Genomic DNA, 18,695 nt, shown 5'->3' with positions numbered 1-18,695 from the left:
CTTATTTTTATACGCTTTTGGACAACATTTTTCTGTGGGTATGGATAGACATCACTATCCCAAACCCGGCCATCAACACGATCAGTGCCGAGCCTCCGTAACTCACCAGCGGTAATGGCACGCCTACAACCGGCAGAATCCCACTCACCATACCAATATTTACGAAGACATAAACGAATAAAATCAGCATCAAACCGCCTGCCATGACGCGACCGAAAGTGGTCTGCGCGCGCGCGGCGATCCACAGTCCACGCATGATCAGCAGGAGGTACAGGGCCAGCAAAATCAAAATACCGACCAGGCCAAGCTCTTCCGCCAGAACGGCGAAAATAAAGTCCGTATGGCGTTCCGGCAGGAACTCCAGCTGTGACTGTGTTCCGTGCAGCCAGCCTTTACCGCGCAAACCACCCGAGCCAATTGCAATCTTAGACTGAATAATATGATAGCCCGCGCCCAGCGGATCGGTTTCCGGATCGAGCAACATCATGACGCGCTGACGTTGATAGTCATGCATCAGGAAGAACCAAAGTATCGGGATAAAGGCGGCCACCAGCACCACCGCGATACCGATTAATCGCCAGCTCAAGCCAGACAGGAACAGCACGAACAGGCCGGAGAGCGCCACCAGAATCGACGTTCCCAGATCGGGCTGCGCCGCAACCAGCAGGGTCGGCAGGAAGATCAGCACCAGCGCGATGGCGGTATTTTTCAGCGACGGCGGACAGACGTCACGGTTGATAAAGCGTGCGACCATCAGCGGAACGGCGATTTTCGCAATCTCGGAGGGCTGGAAACGCACAATCCCGAGATCGAGCCAGCGCTGCGCACCTTTCGAAATCGCCCCGAATGCATCCACGGCGATTAGCAAAATAATACAGATAAAATAGAGGTAGGGCGCCCAGCCTTCATAGACGCGCGGCGGGATTTGCGCCATCACCACCATGATCACCAGGCCCATCGCGATCTGGCCAATCTTGCGCTCCATCATGCCAATATCCTGGCCGCTGGCGCTCCAGATTACGAGGGCGCTGTAGGTTAGCAATGCCAGCAGGATCAGCAGCATGGCCGGGTCGATGTGGATTTTGTCCCACAGCGATTTCTTATTTGGATTATCCGTCATGATTATTGGTCCTCCGCCGCAGAGGCGGCTGGGGTTTCAGCCGGCAGGTCGGTGTTGTTGTCGCCCAGCATAATGTGGTCGAGGATCTGGCGCATAATCGTACCTACCGCCGGACCAGCGCCGCCGTTTTCGAGAATAATCGCTACCGCCACCTGCGGCTTATCATAAGGCGCAAATGCGGTCATGAGTTTATGGTCACGCAGACGTTCAGCGATTTTATGCGCATTATAGGTTTCGTTGGCCTTCAGGCCGAAGACCTGTGCGGTACCGGATTTCGCCGCCACTTTATACGGTGCGCCCGCAAAATACTTATGCGCGGTGCCGTTTGGACGGTTGGCGACGCCGTACATCCCGTCTTTGGCGATTTCCCAGAAGCCGGAGTGGATATCACCCACCGGTGCTTCATGGGGCTGCGACCATGGAACCTGTTTGCCATCTTCGACGGTGCTCATCAGCAGGTGCGGTACTTTCACCACGCCGTCGTTGATGAGGATCATCATGGCTTTGTTCATCTGGATTGGCGTAGCGGTCCAGTAACCCTGGCCGATACCAACAGGAATGGTGTCGCCTTGATACCACGGCTTTTTAAAGCGTTTCAGCTTCCACTCGCGGGTTGGCATGTTCCCTGAGCGCTCTTCCGAGAGATCCACGCCCGTGTAGTGGCCGTAGCCAAATTTGCTCATCCACTCCGAGAGGCGGTCAATCCCCATGTCGTAGGCGACCTGATAGAAGAAGGTATCCGCCGACTCTTCCAGTGATTTGGTGACATTCAGGTGGCCGTGGCCCCATTTTTTCCAGTCACGATAGCGTTTTTCTGAGCCGGGCAACTGCCACCAGCCGGGGTCAAACAGGCTGGTATTGCGGTTGATCACGCCTGCGCTCAGGGCGGAGACGGCAACATACGGTTTGACCGTGGATGCTGGCGGATAGACGCCCTGGGTGGCGCGGTTCACCAGCGGAGTGTTCGGATCGTTCAACAGACCGGAATAGTCTTTGCTGGAGATGCCATCGACGAACAGGTTCGGATCGTAGCTTGGCATAGATACCAGTGCCAGAATGCCGCCGGTACGCGGATCGGTGACCACCACCGCTGCACGACTGCCTGCCAGCAGGGTTTCGATATACTGCTGGAGCTTAAGATCCAGCGTCAGATAGACGTCGTGACCGGCTTGCGGCGGCACCTCTTTCAGCTGGCGGATCACGCGGCCACGGTTGTTTACTTCAACCTCTTCGTAGCCCGTTTGTCCATGCAGCACGTCTTCGTAAAAGCGCTCAATGCCAAGCTTACCGATATCATGGGTAGCGGCGTAGTTTGCCAGTTTGCCGTCTTTGTCGAGACGATCGACGTCTTTATCGTTAATTTTGGAAACGTAGCCGATGACGTGAGTCAGCGCGGAGCCGTAAGGGTAGAATCGACGCTTATAGCCTTTGACCTCAACACCAGGGAAGCGGTACTGGTTCACCGCAAAGCGGGCGACCTGGACTTCCGTCAGATTGGTTTTCACGGCGATGGAGGTAAAGCGGTGCGAACGCGAACGCTCTTTTTTGAAGGCGGCGATATCGTCATCCGTGAGATCGACCACGCCTTTCAGCGCATCCAGCGTGTCCTGCACGTTATCGACTTTTTCCGGCATCATCTCGATTTGGTAGATGGTGCGGTTTAACGCCAGCGGCGTGCCGTTACGGTCGTAGATAATCCCGCGGCTGGGTGCGATGGGCACCAGCTTGATGCGGTTTTCGTTGGAGCGCGTTTGATAATCGGTGAAGCGGACGATTTGCAGATTGTAGAGGTTGGCGACGAGTACGCCAGACAGCAGCAAAATCCCGGTAAAAGCGACCAGCGCCCGGCGCACAAACAGCGCGGACTCAGCCGAATAGTCGCGAAAAGAATTCTGTAGTTTCATCCGCTGCTTAATTTGCCCTGGTCAATCATTACTCACGGTGATAAGGGTGGTTGGTAGTAATGCTCCACGCGCGATAGAGGCTTTCTGCGACCAGCACCCGAACAAGCGGGTGGGGCAGCGTCAGCGCGGAGAGGGACCAACTTTGTTCTGCGGCCGCTTTGCAGGCGGGGGACAACCCTTCCGGACCGCCAATCAACAGACTGACGTCGCGGCCATCCTGCTTCCAGCGCTCCAGTTCGTGCGCCAGCTGCGGCGTATCCCAGGGTTTGCCTGGGATATCGAGGGTTACAATGCGGTTCTTGCCAGCCGCTGCCAGCATTAACTCACCCTCTTTTTCGAGAATACGTTTGATATCCGCGTTCTTACCGCGCTTTCCTGCTGGGATCTCCACCAGTTCGAACGGCATGTCTTTGGGAAAACGGCGCAGATATTCAGTAAAACCCGTCTGTACCCAGTCCGGCATTTTTGTGCCGACGGCTACCAGTTGCAACTTCACGCATTAACCCCAGAGTTTTTCCAGCTCATACAGACGACGGCTCTCTTCCTGCATGACGTGGACGATCACATCGCCAAGGTCCACAACAACCCAGTCAGCAATGGCTTCGCCTTCTACGCCCAGCGGCATCAGGCCAGCTGCACGCGATTCCTGAACCACATGATCGGCAATAGAAGCAACATGACGTGTGGATGTGCCGGTGCAAATGATCATGCAGTCGGTGATACTGGATTTACCTTGAACGTCGATAGTGATGATGTCCTGACCTTTCAGGTCATCAATTTTGTCGATAACAAAATCCTGGAGTTCTTTACCCTGCAAGTTTTCCCCCTGGTGAGTGAAGTTGAGCAACGATTAAATGGATAGCCTGGCAGTATACCTTAACTGGCGGCTGTGTCGGGACAAATGTCACCTGACGGACTTTTAAAGGCGGGTATCATCCCATCCCCGGCCTGACAATGCATCGCCATTTTTGTAAAACAATTTCTATTTGGCAACGACTGGCAGGAAGTCAGGCTGCGGAGGATATCAGCCTGAAGAGGGCTGTCAATGGCGCGGCGGTGAATAACGCGAATTTTCGCGCTTCCCCTCATTCATCTGCGCTTTTCTGATACAACCCGTGTTGATGGATATAGTTGAGCACTGGCGCGGGCAGCATATCGTCGCAGGATAAATCCTGCTGAAGCCGTTCGCGAATCAGGGTGGCGGAGATATCAAACCACGGCGTCTCGGCCAGATAAATTTTACCGGCAGGCAGGGTGTGCAGATCTTCCACATCGTTTGTCAGATGGGTGTCCAGCCAGGCCTGATGCTGCTCTTCCTTCATGGTCAACGGATAACCCGGGCGACGGCAGACGATAAGATGGCTGTTTTGCAGAATGGTTTCGTATTGATGCCAGGAGGGGAAATTGAGCAAAGAGTCCTGGCCGATGATAAATCCCAGCGGTTGCGTCGGGCCGCGCTCAGCGCGCCACTCCTGCAACGTTTGCGAAGTATATGACGGCGTATCCCGGCGCAGTTCGCGCTCATCAAGTTGAAACAGCGGCTTATCGGCGATGGCCAGCGCCAGCATCTCTTTACGCTGTTCACTGGTCGCTTCAGGCTGCGGGCGGTGCGGGGGAACATTATTCGGCATGATGATCACGCGCTGCAGGCCAATCAGATTCGCCAGAATTTCGACCGGCTTCAGATGTCCATAATGGACCGGATCGAAGGTGCCGCCATACAACGCCTGTAAAGAACTCATATCAACCATCAATAAAGACGTCTGCCAGCGCCTTATGGCACAGCAGAAGGGAAAGACTTTCCAGCTCCGCCCAGACCGACTGACCGTAATCCTGCTTCAGCGTCAGTTCGGCGCGTGTCAGCAGATGCACTGCCTGACGAAGCTGCTCGGCGCTGAGGCGATTAACTGCCTCGGTGGTCATGGCGCGGCGGTTTTGCCAGACGCGATGTTTATCGAACAGGGCGCGCAGCGGCATGTTGGCCGACTGGCGTTTCAGGGTGTTGAGCAATAACAGTTCACGCTGCAGCGTACGCAGCAAAATCACCGGCTCACTACCTTCGAGCCGCAGCTGCTGCAAAATGTGCAGTGCGCGTTTGCTCTTGGCCGCCAGCAACGCATCGACCCAGTGGAAAGGGGTAAAGTGCGCCGCATCGTTCACCGCCTGTTCAACACGCGGTAACGTCAGTTTGCCGTCCGGCCACAGCAGTGACAGGCGATCCAGCGCCTGCGCCAGCGCCAGCAAATTGCCTTCATAGCAATAGCACAGCAGCTGATTGGCCGCGTCATCCAGCTGCAAATTGAGCTGCTTCGCCCGGACTGCCACCCACTTCGGCAGCTGCGCCTGTTCAGGGGTTTGGCAGGTCACCTGCACAGAATGGGCCGCGAGCTGCGTAAACCAGGCCGCATTTTCCTGCGCTTTGGTGAGTTTATTCCCGCGAACAATCAGCAGTAAATCGTTGTGCAGCAGGCTGACCAGCGTGGCGAGCTGTTCGTTAATCGCCGCATTCGGGCCATTTTCCGGCAGCTGGACCAAAATCGTCTGACGCGAGGCAAACAGGCTCATCGCCTGGCACAGGGAAAAGAGTGTCTGCCAGTCGGTGCTGTTGTCTATCTGGAAAGCGTGATGTTCATCGAAGCCCTGAGACGCGGCGACCTGGCGCACGGCATCCTGGCTTTCCTGAAGTAAAAGGGGATCGTTTCCGAGGAGCAGATACGCCGCGCGCAGCCCTTCATTGAGCTGCGCGCGGAGTTGTTCAGGATACAACCGAACCATTAGTTACCCAGCGTTCCGGTAACTTGCGGCGTGGTATCCAGTGGCACAGAGTGTTCCGTGCTGGTGTCTTTTGACGCCATCTGAATGCTTGGCAGTTTACGGATCAGCTGTTCCGCCGCCTTGTCGTACATTTCGTTGATGATAATTTGCTGCTCGGCATCTTTTGCCAGCGCAGTTTGTGGGTTATCAAAGAACGAACGGTAGACTTTGGTACTGATCGGGTAAATGTCTTTACCCGGCACCAGCACGGCAGCACTCACCGACATCACCATCTGGTATTCCGCCGTACGGCCATCCTGGAAGATGGACGCCGTGTCTTTGCTCAGCACGGAGCTCAATACACGGAACGATGGAACATCCTGACGCAATGTGCCTTTTTCGATCAGCTCAACGCCGTTAAGACGCAGCTGGTTACGAATGGCGCGGCTCAATGGGCCATTTGGATCCCCGGAATCGAAGATCATCGTTTTCATCTGAGGCGGCACTGCCGTGGTATTGCGCAGATGCCAGCCACAACCTGCGGTGACAAGCACCGCCAGAGATAAGAGTATTGTTGCCAGTTGTCGCACGTTTCCTCCCGCGCTTAGCCAACGACCAGATTCAGCAGTTTACCCGGTACATAGATCACTTTACGTACGGTAACGCCATCAAGGTACTTCGCAACCAGATGTTCCTGGCCTGCGCGTTCACGAACCTGTTCTTCCGTTGCATCGACGGCAACAGTAATTTTACCGCGCACTTTACCGTTAACCTGAACCACCACCAGCGTGGTGTTCTCAACCATAGCGGCTTCATCAGCAACCGGCCACGGTGCGTTATCGATATCGCCTTCACCTTTCAGCTCCTGCCACAAAGTAAAGCTGGCGTGAGGCGTGAACGGGTTCAGCATGCGAACAATAGCCAGCAGCGCTTCACGCATTAAGGCACGATCCTGCTCGCCTTCCTGCGGGGCTCTCGCCAGCTTGTTCATCAGTTCCATAATAGCCGCAATTGCGGTATTGAAGGTCTGACGACGACCAATATCATCGGTCACTTTTGCGATAGTTTTGTGAACATCACGACGCAGCGCCTGCTGATCTTCGCTCAGTGCCGCCACATTCAGTGCCGGAGCCTCACCCTGAGAGGTGTGCTCGTAAACCAGTTTCCAGACGCGTTTCAGGAAGCGGTTCGCGCCTTCTACGCCGGATTCCTGCCACTCCAGAGTCATATCCGCCGGAGACGCAAACATCATGAACAGACGCACGGTATCCGCGCCGTAGCGCTCTACCATGACCTGCGGGTCGATGCCGTTGTTTTTGGACTTCGACATTTTGCTCATGCCGGTATACACCAGCTCGTGGCCTGCCGCGTCTTTGGCTTTCACGATACGGCCTTTCTCGTCGCGCTCAACGATGGCGTCAACCGGGGAAACCCAGTTACGCTCGCCGTTTTCGCCGAGATAGTAGAACGCATCTGCCAGAACCATACCCTGACACAGCAGCTGTTTGGCTGGCTCATCAGAGTTCACCAGGCCCGCATCGCGCATCAGTTTGTGGAAGAAGCGGAAGTAGAGCAGGTGCATGATGGCGTGTTCGATACCGCCGATGTAGATATCCACCGGCAGCCAGTAGTTGGCCGCTTTGGCGTCCAGCATCCCTTCCTGATACTGCGGGCAAGTGTAGCGCGCGTAATACCAGGACGATTCCATAAAGGTATCGAAGGTGTCGGTTTCACGCAGGGCAGGCTGGCCGTTGACGGTGGTTTTTGCCCACTCAGGATCGGCTTTGATTGGGCTGCTGATCCCATCCATCACCACATCTTCCGGCAGGATCACCGGCAGCTGATCTTCAGGCGTTGGGATAACGGTACCGTCTTCCAGCGTCACCATAGGAATCGGTGCGCCCCAGTAACGCTGACGGGAAACACCCCAGTCGCGCAGACGATAGTTCACTTTACGCTCGCCCACGCCCAGCGCGGCCAGTTTGTCAGCGATAGCGTTGAAGCCCTCTTCGAAGCTCAGGCCGCTAAATTCGCCGGAGTTAAACAGGGTGCCTTTTTCAGTCAGCGCCTGCTCGGACAGATCCGGTTCAGAACCGTCGGCGGCCAGGATTACCGGCTTAATAGTCAGGCCGTATTTGGTCGCAAATTCGTAATCGCGCTGATCGTGGCCTGGAACCGCCATCACGGCACCGGTGCCGTATTCCATCAGCACGAAGTTAGCCGCCCAGACCGGGATTGCTTCACCGGTCAGCGGGTGAATGGCGTTAAAGCCCGTCGCGACGCCACGTTTCTCCATGGTCGCCATTTCGGCTTCGGCCACTTTGGTGTTGCGGCATTCGTCGATGAAAGCAGCCAGTTCAGGATTGGTCGCCGCCGCCTGCTGTGCCAGCGGGTGACCGGCAGCCACGGCCAGGTAGGTAGACCCCATGAAGGTGTCAGGGCGCGTGGTGTAAACCGTCAGTTTTTGATCGCTGTTCTGCACGTCAAAGGTGATTTCGACGCCTTCAGAACGGCCAATCCAGTTGCGCTGCATGGTTTTAACGGTATCTGGCCAGTGATCCAGAGTATCCAGGTCGCGCAGCAGTTCGTCGGCGTAAGCGGTGATTTTGATAAACCACTGAGGGATCTCTTTACGCTCAACTTTGGTGTCGCAGCGCCAGCAGCAGCCGTCGATTACCTGTTCGTTCGCGAGAACGGTCTGGTCGTTCGGGCACCAGTTAACGGCAGAAGTCTTTTTGTACACCAGGCCTTTTTTATACAGCTCGGTGAAGAATTTTTGCTCCCAGCGGTAGTATTCCGGGGTGCAGGTCGCCAGCTCGCGGCTCCAGTCGTAACCAAAGCCCAGCATTTTGAGCTGGTTTTTCATGTAGGCGATGTTGTCGTAAGTCCACGGCGCAGGAGCCGTGTTGTTTTTGACGGCCGCGCCTTCGGCTGGCAGACCAAACGCATCCCAGCCGATGGGCTGCAGCACGTTTTTGCCCAGCATACGCTGGTAGCGTGCAATCACATCACCGATGGTGTAGTTACGCACGTGGCCCATGTGTAGTCGACCAGAAGGATAGGGAAGCATCGACAGGCAGTAATACTTCTCTTTGCTCTCGTCTTCAGTGACTTCAAAGGTACGCTTCTCGTCCCAGTGTTGCTGGACTTTTGATTCTATCTCTTCCGGGCGGTATTGCTCTTGCATGGCAGCCAGTGGTCCTGTTCTCAATACAGCTACAAACGTAGCCAATGGATGTGGTATTTCAGATCCGCATAGCATAGCCCAAACGCCTGCGTCAAAACAGCCTTTCACGCAAATGCGTTAACGTCACGCGATGTGGCCCTGGCGACCGGTTCGTCCACCCAAAAGTGAGGGGCATCCATTTTTAGGCAGCAGGCTCGGCGCGCGTTTTATTATTCATATAGCGAGCGTAACTGGCGTTGACAATATAACTGACAGTAACCCGGTGTGAGTTGGTATCAGGTTTCATATTCAGATAATTGCCGCAGAGATTCGTTTTCTTTAATGTACTGAAAAGGCAGTAGATGAATTTTCTGGTCATGAAAAAACCATTCGCAATCGTAGCGTTGAATAATATCTCCAGGGTTAAAACAGATCCCGGAATCAGCGCGCACAATGGCATATTTTCCATTACTGAACATGACGCTGTGAATACAAAAAGGCTGGCAGGTTTCGCCAAGCCGTCGATTAGCTACAATATGACCTTCAATAAAAACAGCTTTCCTGGTTTTCATGATGATGGCCTCGGTTAAGGTTATCCTCCAATGCACCAGCATTCGGAGGGGCGGAAAAGTAATCCGCATGAGGGGCATTCAAGCACCGCATCCTTTCGCATCTTCCCCGCTTTTTGATCGGCCCTGTGGGAACAGACCGGGCAGGCCACGTGTACAGGCCGCTCTTTAAATTCCCGAAGGCCACTGGTATAGGACATAAATGAATACTCTTAAGGGTGGTTATTAATTATACGCTTTTATGCTGACGTTTACGGGTAATGTTTTCGGGCATTCATGGCGTAAAAGGGGACCGGGAATTCAGACAGGATTTATGATATAATACCCTTCCGTGAGAATTTTATAATGAAATCAGAAGACACCCTCGACTGGTACCCCGCACAATTACCGCCCGTCAAAATTATTTTAGGTGAAGCTGTCCTGGCTGTGGGTAAGCAGGGAAGGCCGATCAATACCCGAACGTTGCTCGAATATTTGCAAGTGATGCAAGCGCAGCAAAAAAAGCGGGATAATAAAATTGCGATGCAAACGGCAATTGATGTCCTCCGCGATAATCAGCGCATTAACGGCAGGTGTTAATGCGCCTGTTTTCAGAAATTAATTCTGAACAATCTCAACCGTATGAGATTGCCCATCCTTCATCAGCGGAATGCGGTCATCAGGCAGCATAACGCCATCAAGTCGTACCTGGTAGGCTTCATCACCCCGCGAAACCGTTATGTGATACTGACTATTCCCATGCTGATACGTCATGTTGAGTGACGGCCAGTCATGCGGTAACTGCGCATGTACGACAAAGGTTTCACCGTAGCGTTTTATCCCCAGCAACTCCTCTGTGAGCAGGCGATAGGCCCATCCCGCTGAACCGGTATACCAGCTCCAGCCCCCACGTCCGCTATGCGGCGCGACGCTGTAGACGTCGGCGCTCATGACGTAAGGCTCGGTTTTATACCGTTCAACGTCATCGGCCGTTAAAGCGTGGTTGATAGGATTGATCATCGACCACAGCTGCCACGCCCGCTCCGTATTGCCCATTCGGGCAAACGCCATCACCGCCCAGATCGCACCGTGGGTATATTGCCCGCCGTTTTCCCGCACGCCGGGCAGATAGCCCTGAATGTAGCCCGGATTCGGGCCGTGGCCATCGAACGGTGGCGTCAGCAGTTTGATAAGCCCGGCGTCGTTATCCACCAGCAGCTTATCCAGCGATTGCATCGCCCGCGCGCTGCGCACCGGATCGGCGGCTCCGGAGAGTACCGACCAGCTTTGGGCGATGGCATCAATTCGGCAGTCCTGAGAGGCCTTCGACCCCAGCGGTTCGCCGCCGTCAAAATAGCCGCGACGATACCACTCTCCATCCCAGCCGGAAGCCTCCAGGTTTTTCTGCAAACGTGAGGCTTGGGTGCGGCACAGTTCCGCTATCGTCCCGTCCTGACGCTGTTCAGCCAGATCCGCGAAGCGCTGCAAAATGTCGTACAGGAAGAACCCAAGCCAGACGCTTTCCCCTTTCCCCTCGATCCCGACCCGGTTCATTCCGTCATTCCAGTCGCCCGCGCCCATCAGCGGCAGACCGTGCTGTCCGAACTGCAAACCATGACGCAGGGCTTTCACGCAGTGCTGCCACAGCGTCTCTTCGACGGCGCTCACTATCGGCGTGTCGTAAACCGACTCTTCACCGGGCTGAAGCAGACGGCCTTCCAGATAAGGAATCTGTTGCTCAAGCACGCCGTTATCCCCGGTAGTCTCGACATAGTGACAAACCGCCAGCGGCAGCCAGAGATAATCATCCGAGCAGCGCGTGCGCACGCCGTTGCCGTGCGGTGGATGCCACCAGTGTTGCACGTCGCCCTCGATAAACTGCCGGGAAGCGCACAGCACAATCTGGTCCCGCAGGCGTTCAGGCGCGGCGTGGCTCAGGGCCAGCGTATCCTGGAGCTGATCGCGGAAACCAAATGCGCCGCCGGACTGATAGTACCCGCTGCGCGCCATCAGACGACAGGCCACCGTTTGATACAGCAGCCAGCCGTTGGTCAGCAGATTGACGGCACTGTCCGGGGTGTTGACCACGATGTTATCGAGCACGCTGTGCCAGTAACGGTGAACGTTGTTCAGCTCCTCGCGGGCGGCCTCTTCGTTGAGATAGCGATTGAGTAGCGTCTGCGCTTGCGCCGGATCGTCGCCCACTCCCAGCACAAAAATAAAGGTCTTGTGATCGCCGTCGATCACCGTGGCGGCCGATTGCACCGCGCCGCAAGGGTCCAGCCCGGCTCCGGTTTTATCCGACAGCCTGTGCAAGCGCATCGCCAGCGGATCGTGCAGGGAGCCGTTACGACCCAGAAACTCACGCCGATCGCCTGTCAGGGAGCAGTGGGCACCGCTGACCGCGAAAAATGCCGTACGGCCGCTGCCGTTGCCGCCGTAAAAGTTGTTCGCCATCACGCCGCAGCCGCCGTTGACGCTGGCCGCATGGGTCACAATATGGTGGGCCGACTGCGAGCGTGATTCACCCAGCGTCCAGGCCACGTATCCGGTGACGGAGAGTTTTCGTGTCCGCCCGGAGTTGTTGCTGAGCGTCAGGATCGCCAGTTTGACCGGCTCATGCTCGGCGACCAGCACCGTCAGCTCGCTGTCGATGCCGCTCTCCCGGTGGCCAAAGACGCTATAGCCGAACCCGTGGCGAGAGAGGTAATCCCCTTCACCGCGAAGCGGCAAGGTGGTCGGCGACCAGCACGCGCCGCTCTCTTCGTCGCGCAGGTAAAACACCTCTCCACCAGGGTCGCTGACGGGATCGTTTTCCCACGGCGTGATGCGATATTCATGGGCATTTTCATACCAGCTGTAGGCTTGCCCGGCCTCCGACAGCACGCTGCCGAAACGGGCATTGGCCAGCACATTTGACCAGGGGGCGGGCGTCGGGGCATTTTCCCGAAGGACAATCTGGTACTCGCGGCCATCCTGAGAAAAACCGCCGTGGCCGTTGAAATGCAGCAGTTGTCCCGTATCCGGCGTCCAGGGAATATGCTGAATAACGCCCGATCCGCCGTGCGCAATAAAGGGCGCAGGCACGGTTTTAAGGCTATGAATACGTTGATCCAGCTGTTCGTTCAATCCGCCTGCGCGATCGTCGAGATACAGGTGCGCGACGCTCATCAGCAGCAGTTTGTCCTCGGTGGAGAGATGTTCGCCGTTACGGACAAAAATCCCGCCCGATTTATCCAGCAGGCTCGCTTCTGAGCCGGCAAAAATCAGATCCATGATCTGATTTTGCAGCGCTTGCTGATAACCGCCGGGGCTTTCATTCAGGATCACCAGATCCACCGCCAGCCCTTTCAGCCGCCAGTAACGGTGCGCCTGAATCAGGGTGGTAATCGACAGAATGCTCTCTTCGCTGCTGATGCTGAGCAGCACAATCGGCAGATCGCCGGAAATCGCCCAGCCCCACAGGCCCGACTGGCCGCGTCGATTGCGGCTGAGGGTCTGGCTGTCGGCGCGCAACTCCTGGCACGGATACAGAATCGCACCGGCGAGCCGGTTAAACAGGGCGGCGTCATCTTCGTTGGCATTAATCTGGCGCAACACCACCAGGCTGTGCGACCAGGCAAGCTCAAAGACGCGGTCGGCGATCGGATGATCGCGATATTTTTCCAGCAGCGTCAGGCTCTGCTGGCGATTTTCGCTCACTCCATACAGGATATCGAAGGTGACCGGCTGGCCGGGTTGCAGGGTGATCGACTGGCGAATGGCCAGCACCGGGTCCAGCACCGAGCCAGAGGAGTTACTGAGCGGCCCGCTTTGTCCGATTGCCAGCGCATCTGCCGGATGCCTGCCGTGGCCAAGAAACGCCGCGCGGTCGGTTTCAAACGAGGCGCGAGGTTGACTGCTGCCCTGTACCACCATCATGTGGAACAACCAGGGACTTTTTTCATCCGGCGCGCGTGGACGTCGGTGGCACAGAATGGCGTTCTGAGCGGGCACCAGTTCAGTCTGGATAAACAGTTTGCTGAACGACGGATGCGCCAGATCGCTGTTCGCCGGTGCCAGCACCACTTCGGCGTAGGTCGTCAGCTCGATGGTGCGCGGCTGGCGGCCACGGTGCAGCAGCGTTACGCGCCGCAGTTCGATATCATCTTCCGGCGACACAACCACCTGAGTTTTCACACTCAGGGAGCCGAGCGTGCGCCGGAATTCCGCGCCCGCATCGGTAAAGATCACTTCGTCGCTGCTGTCCGCATCACCCATCGGCTGCCAGGTATTGCTCCAGATTTCGCCCGACTGCAGATCGCGGATATAACAGAACGCACCCCAGTTATCGCGGGTGGTATCGCTGCGCCAGCGGGTGAGGGCCAGATCGTTCCAGCGGCTGTAACTGCCGCCGGTGTGGGTCATCATCAGATGGTAATGACTGTTCGAGAGCAGCTGAACCTCAGGGATCAGGTTGTCCGGCGTGGTGAAAATCCTCGGCTCGTAGTGCACCGGTTTAACGCGCCCTTCGTGAGACTCAAAATGACGACGCGGGCTATAGAGATCGACCGCGTCCGGTACTCGTTCCTGCAACAGCAGGCTGGCAGACTGGAAGGCGGTGCTGGCCATAAACCGGTCGGCCATCGGCGCATCCAGCAGGACGTGCGCCAGCGCCTGAAACGCCATCCCCTGATGGTGCGCCATCCATGACTGCACCACCGCGTACAACTGTCCAGAGGCGAGACGCGACGGGGTGTAATCCAGCGCTTCATAAAAACCGAACTCCCCGCGCGCGCCGTTTTTTTCCAGACGGAGCAGGTTGTCACAGGCTTTTTGCGGCGCAATCATCAGCGCCAGCAGCGTGGCGTAAGGGGCGACGACCATATCGTCCGCCAGCCCACGACGCAGGCCGAGACCCGGCACGCCAAAGGCCTGATACTGATAGTTCTGTTGCACATCAAAGGCGTGATAGCCCGACTCCGACACGCCCCAGGGAACGCCGCGCTCTTTCCCCCAATGGATCTGGCGCATTACCGCCGACTGGCTCATCTCGTCCAGCAGGCTGCCGGGCCAGGTGGGCATCACCAGATTCGGCATCAGATATTCAAACATCGAACCGCTCCAGGACATCAGGGCGGTTTCGTTCTCAATGGTGGTAAACAGCCTGCCGAGCGCGTACCAGCTCTTCTGCGGCAGCTGGTTAGTGGCGATGGCGAGGAAACTGGTCAGACGAATTTCGGAGGGAAGCAGATCGTAGTGACTTTTATCCAGCATATTGCTGTCGCAGTTGTAGCCGATGCTGAGCAGGCTGGTCACTTCGCTGTAGAGGAACGTGAAATCCATCCGCGCATGCTCGTTCAGCCGCTGTTCCAGCTCGGTAATGATATTCAGGCGCATGCGTGCCAGGGTAATCGCCGAAGTGGAGGGCGTGCCTTCACCGCGGTGCGTCGCCTGAGCAAGCTCGCTCAAAGACGGCAGCGTCGGGGAGTCATAGGCGGGCGTTATCCAGCCCAGAAGATGCGACCATTCATGGCACAGCTGCACCAGCTGGCGCTGCAAATGCTCGATCCAGCGCAGAACCAGTTTGTCATCCTGATGGCACAGCGCCGTCAAATGGTTGCTTTGGGTACGCATCTGCTTCAGTTCGAGGTAAACCTGCGCCGGAGACAGGGCGTTAGCGTTCAGACAGTGTTTACGCAACAGCCGCAGCCCAGTCGGGGCGTGCTGTCCCCAGTGTTTTTCGAGGATACTCAGGGTATCGTTCAGCCCGGCCAGCACCTGCGTGCAGTTTAACACGGGCTGATTTCGCATGGCGGTCAGCCCTTCGCGCAGGGTCAGCAGGTGGCCCGCCATATTGCCGCTGTCGACGCTGGATACATAGCGCGGGCTAAGGGGCGCGAGGGTCTGGGTGTCGTACCAGTTATACAAATGCCCACGGAAATGCTCCATTTTATCCAGCGTGTCCAGGGTCAGCGTCACGCGCTGCAACACCTCGCCAATCGGCAGATAGCCAAAATCCCACGCCGTCAGGTTTGCCATCAACGAAAGGCCAATATTGGTCGGCGACGTTCGATGGGCAATCACAGGGTGGGGGATCTCCTGATAGTTATCCGGCGGCAGCCCGTTTTCTTTCGCGGTGGCAAAGGTTTCAAAAAAGGCCCAGATTTCGCGGCTCGTCTGGCGCAGCAGCAGCTTCTGTTCCTTGTTGGGGGAAAATGTCCGGCGGGCAGGCTGGCGGCTCATCCAGCTCAACAGCAGCGGTGTCAGGCACCACAGCAGGCTTAAGGGCAGCGCGATAAAGGAAAACATCGGCGCAATATGGGCGGTCAGGACGTTGAGAGCCACGCCGCAGGCGACATTCATCCACATCGCGCGATAAAAGCGGAGCGGTGAGGTTTTTGCCACATCGTCGTCTGGGCTGAAGCTGGCCCACTGGCTCAGATTGCGGTGGCTAAATCCCAGACGCCAGAACGTGACGGCAATAGCATACAGAGAATAGCCGGCCTCATGAGGCAGCGTCGCCACAGTCAGTCCGATGCGGGAAAGCCGCTTCAGGGCGCCGGAGGCGACCAGCAGCAGATGCTGCACAGTATGGCGCCGGGCAGGTTTATTGATCAGATCCCAGGCGACCGCCAGCCCGGTGGGCAAGAGCCACACCAGCGCCAGCACGCCCAGCCAGTAAAGGGGATTCGGCACCCACAGCAGGGTGCAAAACAGCAGCGCCAACAGGGATGGGGCAACCAGGCTACGGCGCAGGTTGTCGAATAATTTCCAGTACGACAGGGCGGACAGCGGGTTTTTATCGCGCGTGCCATCGGCTTTTCTGACGCGCGGTTTGAGCCAGTTCAGCAGTTGCCAGTCGCCGCGGATCCAACGGGTGCGGCGCGCGACATCTGAGAGATAGTTATTCGGGTACTGCTCATAGAGCAGCACTTCGCTTAACAGCCCCGAGCGGGCATAACACCCTTCCAGCAAATCGTGGCTGAGCACCAGGTTTTCCGGGCAGGTGTTTTGCGTGGCCTGCACAAAAATATCGACGTCGTAAATGCCTTTCCCGACGAAAGAGCCTTCGTTGAAAAGATCCTGATAGATATCGGAAGACATCATTGAATAGGGGTTATTCCCCGCAATGCTGCTGCACATGGCGGCATAGCGCCCTTGCCCGTTGCGGGGCATCTCTTCCGCCATGCCCGGTTGCAGAATGCCGTAGCCTTTGACCACCCGCTGGCGCGCGGCGTCATACTCTGGCCGGTTGAGTGGATGGGCCATGGTTGCGGCCAGCTTATGGGCGGTATCGCGCGGCAGAAGAGTGTCGCTGTCGAGCGTGATCACGTATTTGATCGGCGCCGGTCGCTGGTGGGCTGGCAGACCGGCGACGCTGGAAAACTGTTTATCGGGATGGCGTAACCAGCTGTTCAGCAGCGCCAGTTTTCCCCGTTTGCGTTCATAACCCATCCACACGCCCTGCTGTGGGTTCCATTCTGGGTTCCGGTGAAGCAGATAAAACAGCGGGCGGCTGGCCGGATAGCGGCGGTTGAGATCCTGAACGTGTGATATCGCCTGGTCGAGCAGGGCACTGTTTTGCGGTGAATATTCCTCTGCTGAATCGGCAAAATCGGTCAGGAGCGCGAAACAGAGATGATCGCTCTGATTGCCCAGCCAGCACACTTCCAGACGGGTGATGAGCTTGCTGATTCCGTCGGCGCTGGTGAGCAGGCAGGGGATGACCACCATCGTGGCTGACTCCGGCGGAATACCGCTGGAAAAGTCCATGCGCGGCAGCGGGCGCGGCGTACGAAAACGGGTCGTCGCTTCACTCAACAGGTCGCTGGCGAGCTGGCTGAGCACAATTATCAGCGGCAGTGCGAGGAGGATCAGCAGCCAGCCCATCCCCTGCTGCGCCGTGCGGTGCAGAATTTCAGCCGTCGCGGCGGTGGTCAACAGGCTCAGGCTGCCGAGCCATGACATCAGCGGAATCTGGTTGAAGCTGTGCCGCAGGCGAATCAGCCGCGACGCATCTGCCGTAAGCAGGATCTCCAGCTGCTGGCGGCCTTCGCCCTTCAGGTAATAGCCAATATGGGCGCCGGGTGTCTCGGGCGCATTTTCACTGGCAAGCGCCAGCACGCGGCGGGCAACTTCCGGCTCGCTAAAGCGGCTGTCTCGCGCCAGAACCTCAATGACGTGACGATAGTGATCGCGCGTATCGAAGTGCATCAGCGGATAAATGCCTGCCGGGTCCTGGCGCAACGTCTGCTCGACGACGCTCATGGCCTCGGCAAAATCCGCCCAGTTGGTTTCACTCAGCAAACGCAAGCCCGCGATGCTGTTGCTCACGGACAGCTGGCTGGCGGCTAACTGCTGGTTGAAGCGGTGGATCAGGGTATCGGTAGTGACTCCCTGTTCCGCCAGACGCTGTTCGACCCAGGTCAGCGGTAACGCCAGCATATTGCCGCGTCCCTGCAGACGGCGCACCAGCTCGGCGACAAACGCGCTGGTGAGCGGTGGGCTGGAGCGCGCCAGATCGGCGATCACCATGATCAGATCGGCGGGCGTGTTCTCCGCACATTCGAAAATGCGGGTGACCCAGCTATCCGCCAGATTGCGCTCCTGCTGGGCTTTAACCACGTCGATACTGACCCGGCGCAGATTCTCGATCAGCGCCAGGCGCAGCATGCCGGGCAGCGCCCAGACTTCGCCCAGCGTCAGCGGCGTTTCCTGCTGATAGGCGCTAATATAGCTGGTGAGGCTGGTGGCGTCCCAGCGCCCGTCGCCATGGGCAATCGCCTCGGCGGCAATGGCGTAAATTCGCGGGCAGTCATGAGGGGAGGCCAGCGCCGGAAGCCCTTTGCCGAAATTCTTCGGCAGATGCTGGCGCACGATGCGGATCTGCTCCTCAATCAGGTAGTAGTTGTCGAGCAGCCACTCACCGGCGGGCATTATCGTCGCTTTTTTACCGGCATTAAGGTCGTAGCAGTTTTGCGTAATGACTGCCTCGTTATCATCGAGGCGTTTGAGCAGGTAATAGGGCAGTTTGTCGGGCGACAGCTTGTGCGAACGCGCCAGTTTTTGACCGTAGCGCGCCATCTGCGCCGTCGAAAAAAGCTCGGCCTGCAGACTATTTTCTGGCACAGGCTCGTGCCCCTTCAGGGCAGAGACGTTGACAGGCGGAAGTGAACGGGAACGACTCCGCCACGATTTAAGGCTCATTTTCATAGGGTTGC

Annotated in this window: 12 protein-coding genes; 1 reads left to right on the top strand and 11 read right to left on the bottom strand. The window is 57.1% G+C overall.

The features are described from left to right. Positions 1-7: 7 nt before the first annotated feature. The 10 genes from mrdB to DAI21_RS23545 form a co-directional block, all read right to left on the bottom strand. Positions 8-1,120, bottom strand: a complete 1,113-nt coding sequence (gene mrdB, locus DAI21_RS20615) for a peptidoglycan glycosyltransferase MrdB (protein ID WP_100777228.1) — start codon at positions 1,118-1,120, stop codon at positions 8-10. A 2-nt stretch (positions 1,121-1,122) separates the two neighbouring features. Beyond that, a complete protein-coding gene (gene mrdA, locus DAI21_RS20610) occupies positions 1,123-3,024 on the bottom strand; it encodes a peptidoglycan DD-transpeptidase MrdA (protein WP_100777227.1) in 1,902 nt (633 codons plus the stop codon). 28 nt (positions 3,025-3,052) lie between these two features. Beyond that, positions 3,053-3,520, bottom strand: coding sequence for a 23S rRNA (pseudouridine(1915)-N(3))-methyltransferase RlmH (gene rlmH, locus DAI21_RS20605; protein ID WP_014069327.1), 468 nt, complete (start codon positions 3,518-3,520; stop codon positions 3,053-3,055). Positions 3,521-3,523: 3 nt separating this feature from the next. Continuing rightward, positions 3,524-3,841 carry a ribosome silencing factor gene (gene rsfS / locus DAI21_RS20600; protein ID WP_100777226.1) on the bottom strand — a complete coding sequence of 106 codons (318 nt, stop codon included), beginning with the start codon at positions 3,839-3,841 and terminating at the stop codon, positions 3,524-3,526. A 268-nt stretch (positions 3,842-4,109) separates the two neighbouring features. Further along, positions 4,110-4,775, bottom strand: a complete 666-nt coding sequence (nadD, locus tag DAI21_RS20595) for a nicotinate-nucleotide adenylyltransferase (RefSeq protein WP_142503630.1) — start codon at positions 4,773-4,775, stop codon at positions 4,110-4,112. After that, positions 4,768-5,799, bottom strand: coding sequence for a DNA polymerase III subunit delta (gene holA / locus DAI21_RS20590; protein ID WP_100777225.1), 1,032 nt, complete (start codon positions 5,797-5,799; stop codon positions 4,768-4,770). Before holA ends, nadD begins: the two co-directional genes overlap by 8 nt. Beyond that, entirely contained in the window at positions 5,799-6,368 is a 570-nt protein-coding gene (lptE, locus tag DAI21_RS20585; RefSeq protein ID WP_102104171.1) for an LPS assembly lipoprotein LptE, read from the bottom strand. Before lptE ends, holA begins: the two co-directional genes overlap by 1 nt. Before the next feature lie 14 nt (positions 6,369-6,382). Further along, a complete protein-coding gene (leuS, locus tag DAI21_RS20580; RefSeq protein ID WP_149044981.1) occupies positions 6,383-8,965 on the bottom strand; it encodes a leucine--tRNA ligase in 2,583 nt (860 codons plus the stop codon). A gap of 275 nt (positions 8,966-9,240) precedes the next feature. Next, positions 9,241-9,516 carry a hypothetical protein gene (locus DAI21_RS20575; protein WP_199908234.1) on the bottom strand — a complete coding sequence of 92 codons (276 nt, stop codon included), beginning with the start codon at positions 9,514-9,516 and terminating at the stop codon, positions 9,241-9,243. A 20-nt stretch (positions 9,517-9,536) separates the two neighbouring features. Beyond that, complete coding sequence (locus tag DAI21_RS23545) at positions 9,537-9,713, bottom strand: YnfU family zinc-binding protein (protein ID WP_215628780.1); 177 nt, start codon at positions 9,711-9,713, stop codon at positions 9,537-9,539. Between the two features lie 145 nt (positions 9,714-9,858). On the opposite strand from DAI21_RS23545, the gene DAI21_RS20570 reads away from it, so the two are divergent. Further along, the gene (locus tag DAI21_RS20570; RefSeq protein WP_100777222.1) at positions 9,859-10,092 is read left to right on the top strand and encodes a hypothetical protein; all 234 of its coding nucleotides are present in this window, start codon (positions 9,859-9,861) and stop codon (positions 10,090-10,092) included. Between the two features lie 18 nt (positions 10,093-10,110). Here the strand turns inward: DAI21_RS20570 and DAI21_RS20565 are convergent, their stop codons facing one another. Continuing rightward, entirely contained in the window at positions 10,111-18,687 is an 8,577-nt protein-coding gene (locus tag DAI21_RS20565) for a GH36-type glycosyl hydrolase domain-containing protein (RefSeq protein WP_107704046.1), read from the bottom strand. Positions 18,688-18,695: the final 8 nt, after the last annotated feature.

It is taken from the genome of Lelliottia sp. WB101, assembly GCF_003051885.1.
Classification (GTDB): Bacteria; Pseudomonadota; Gammaproteobacteria; order Enterobacterales; family Enterobacteriaceae; genus Enterobacter; species Enterobacter nimipressuralis.
This window is presented reverse-complemented; position numbering and strand designations above follow the sequence as displayed.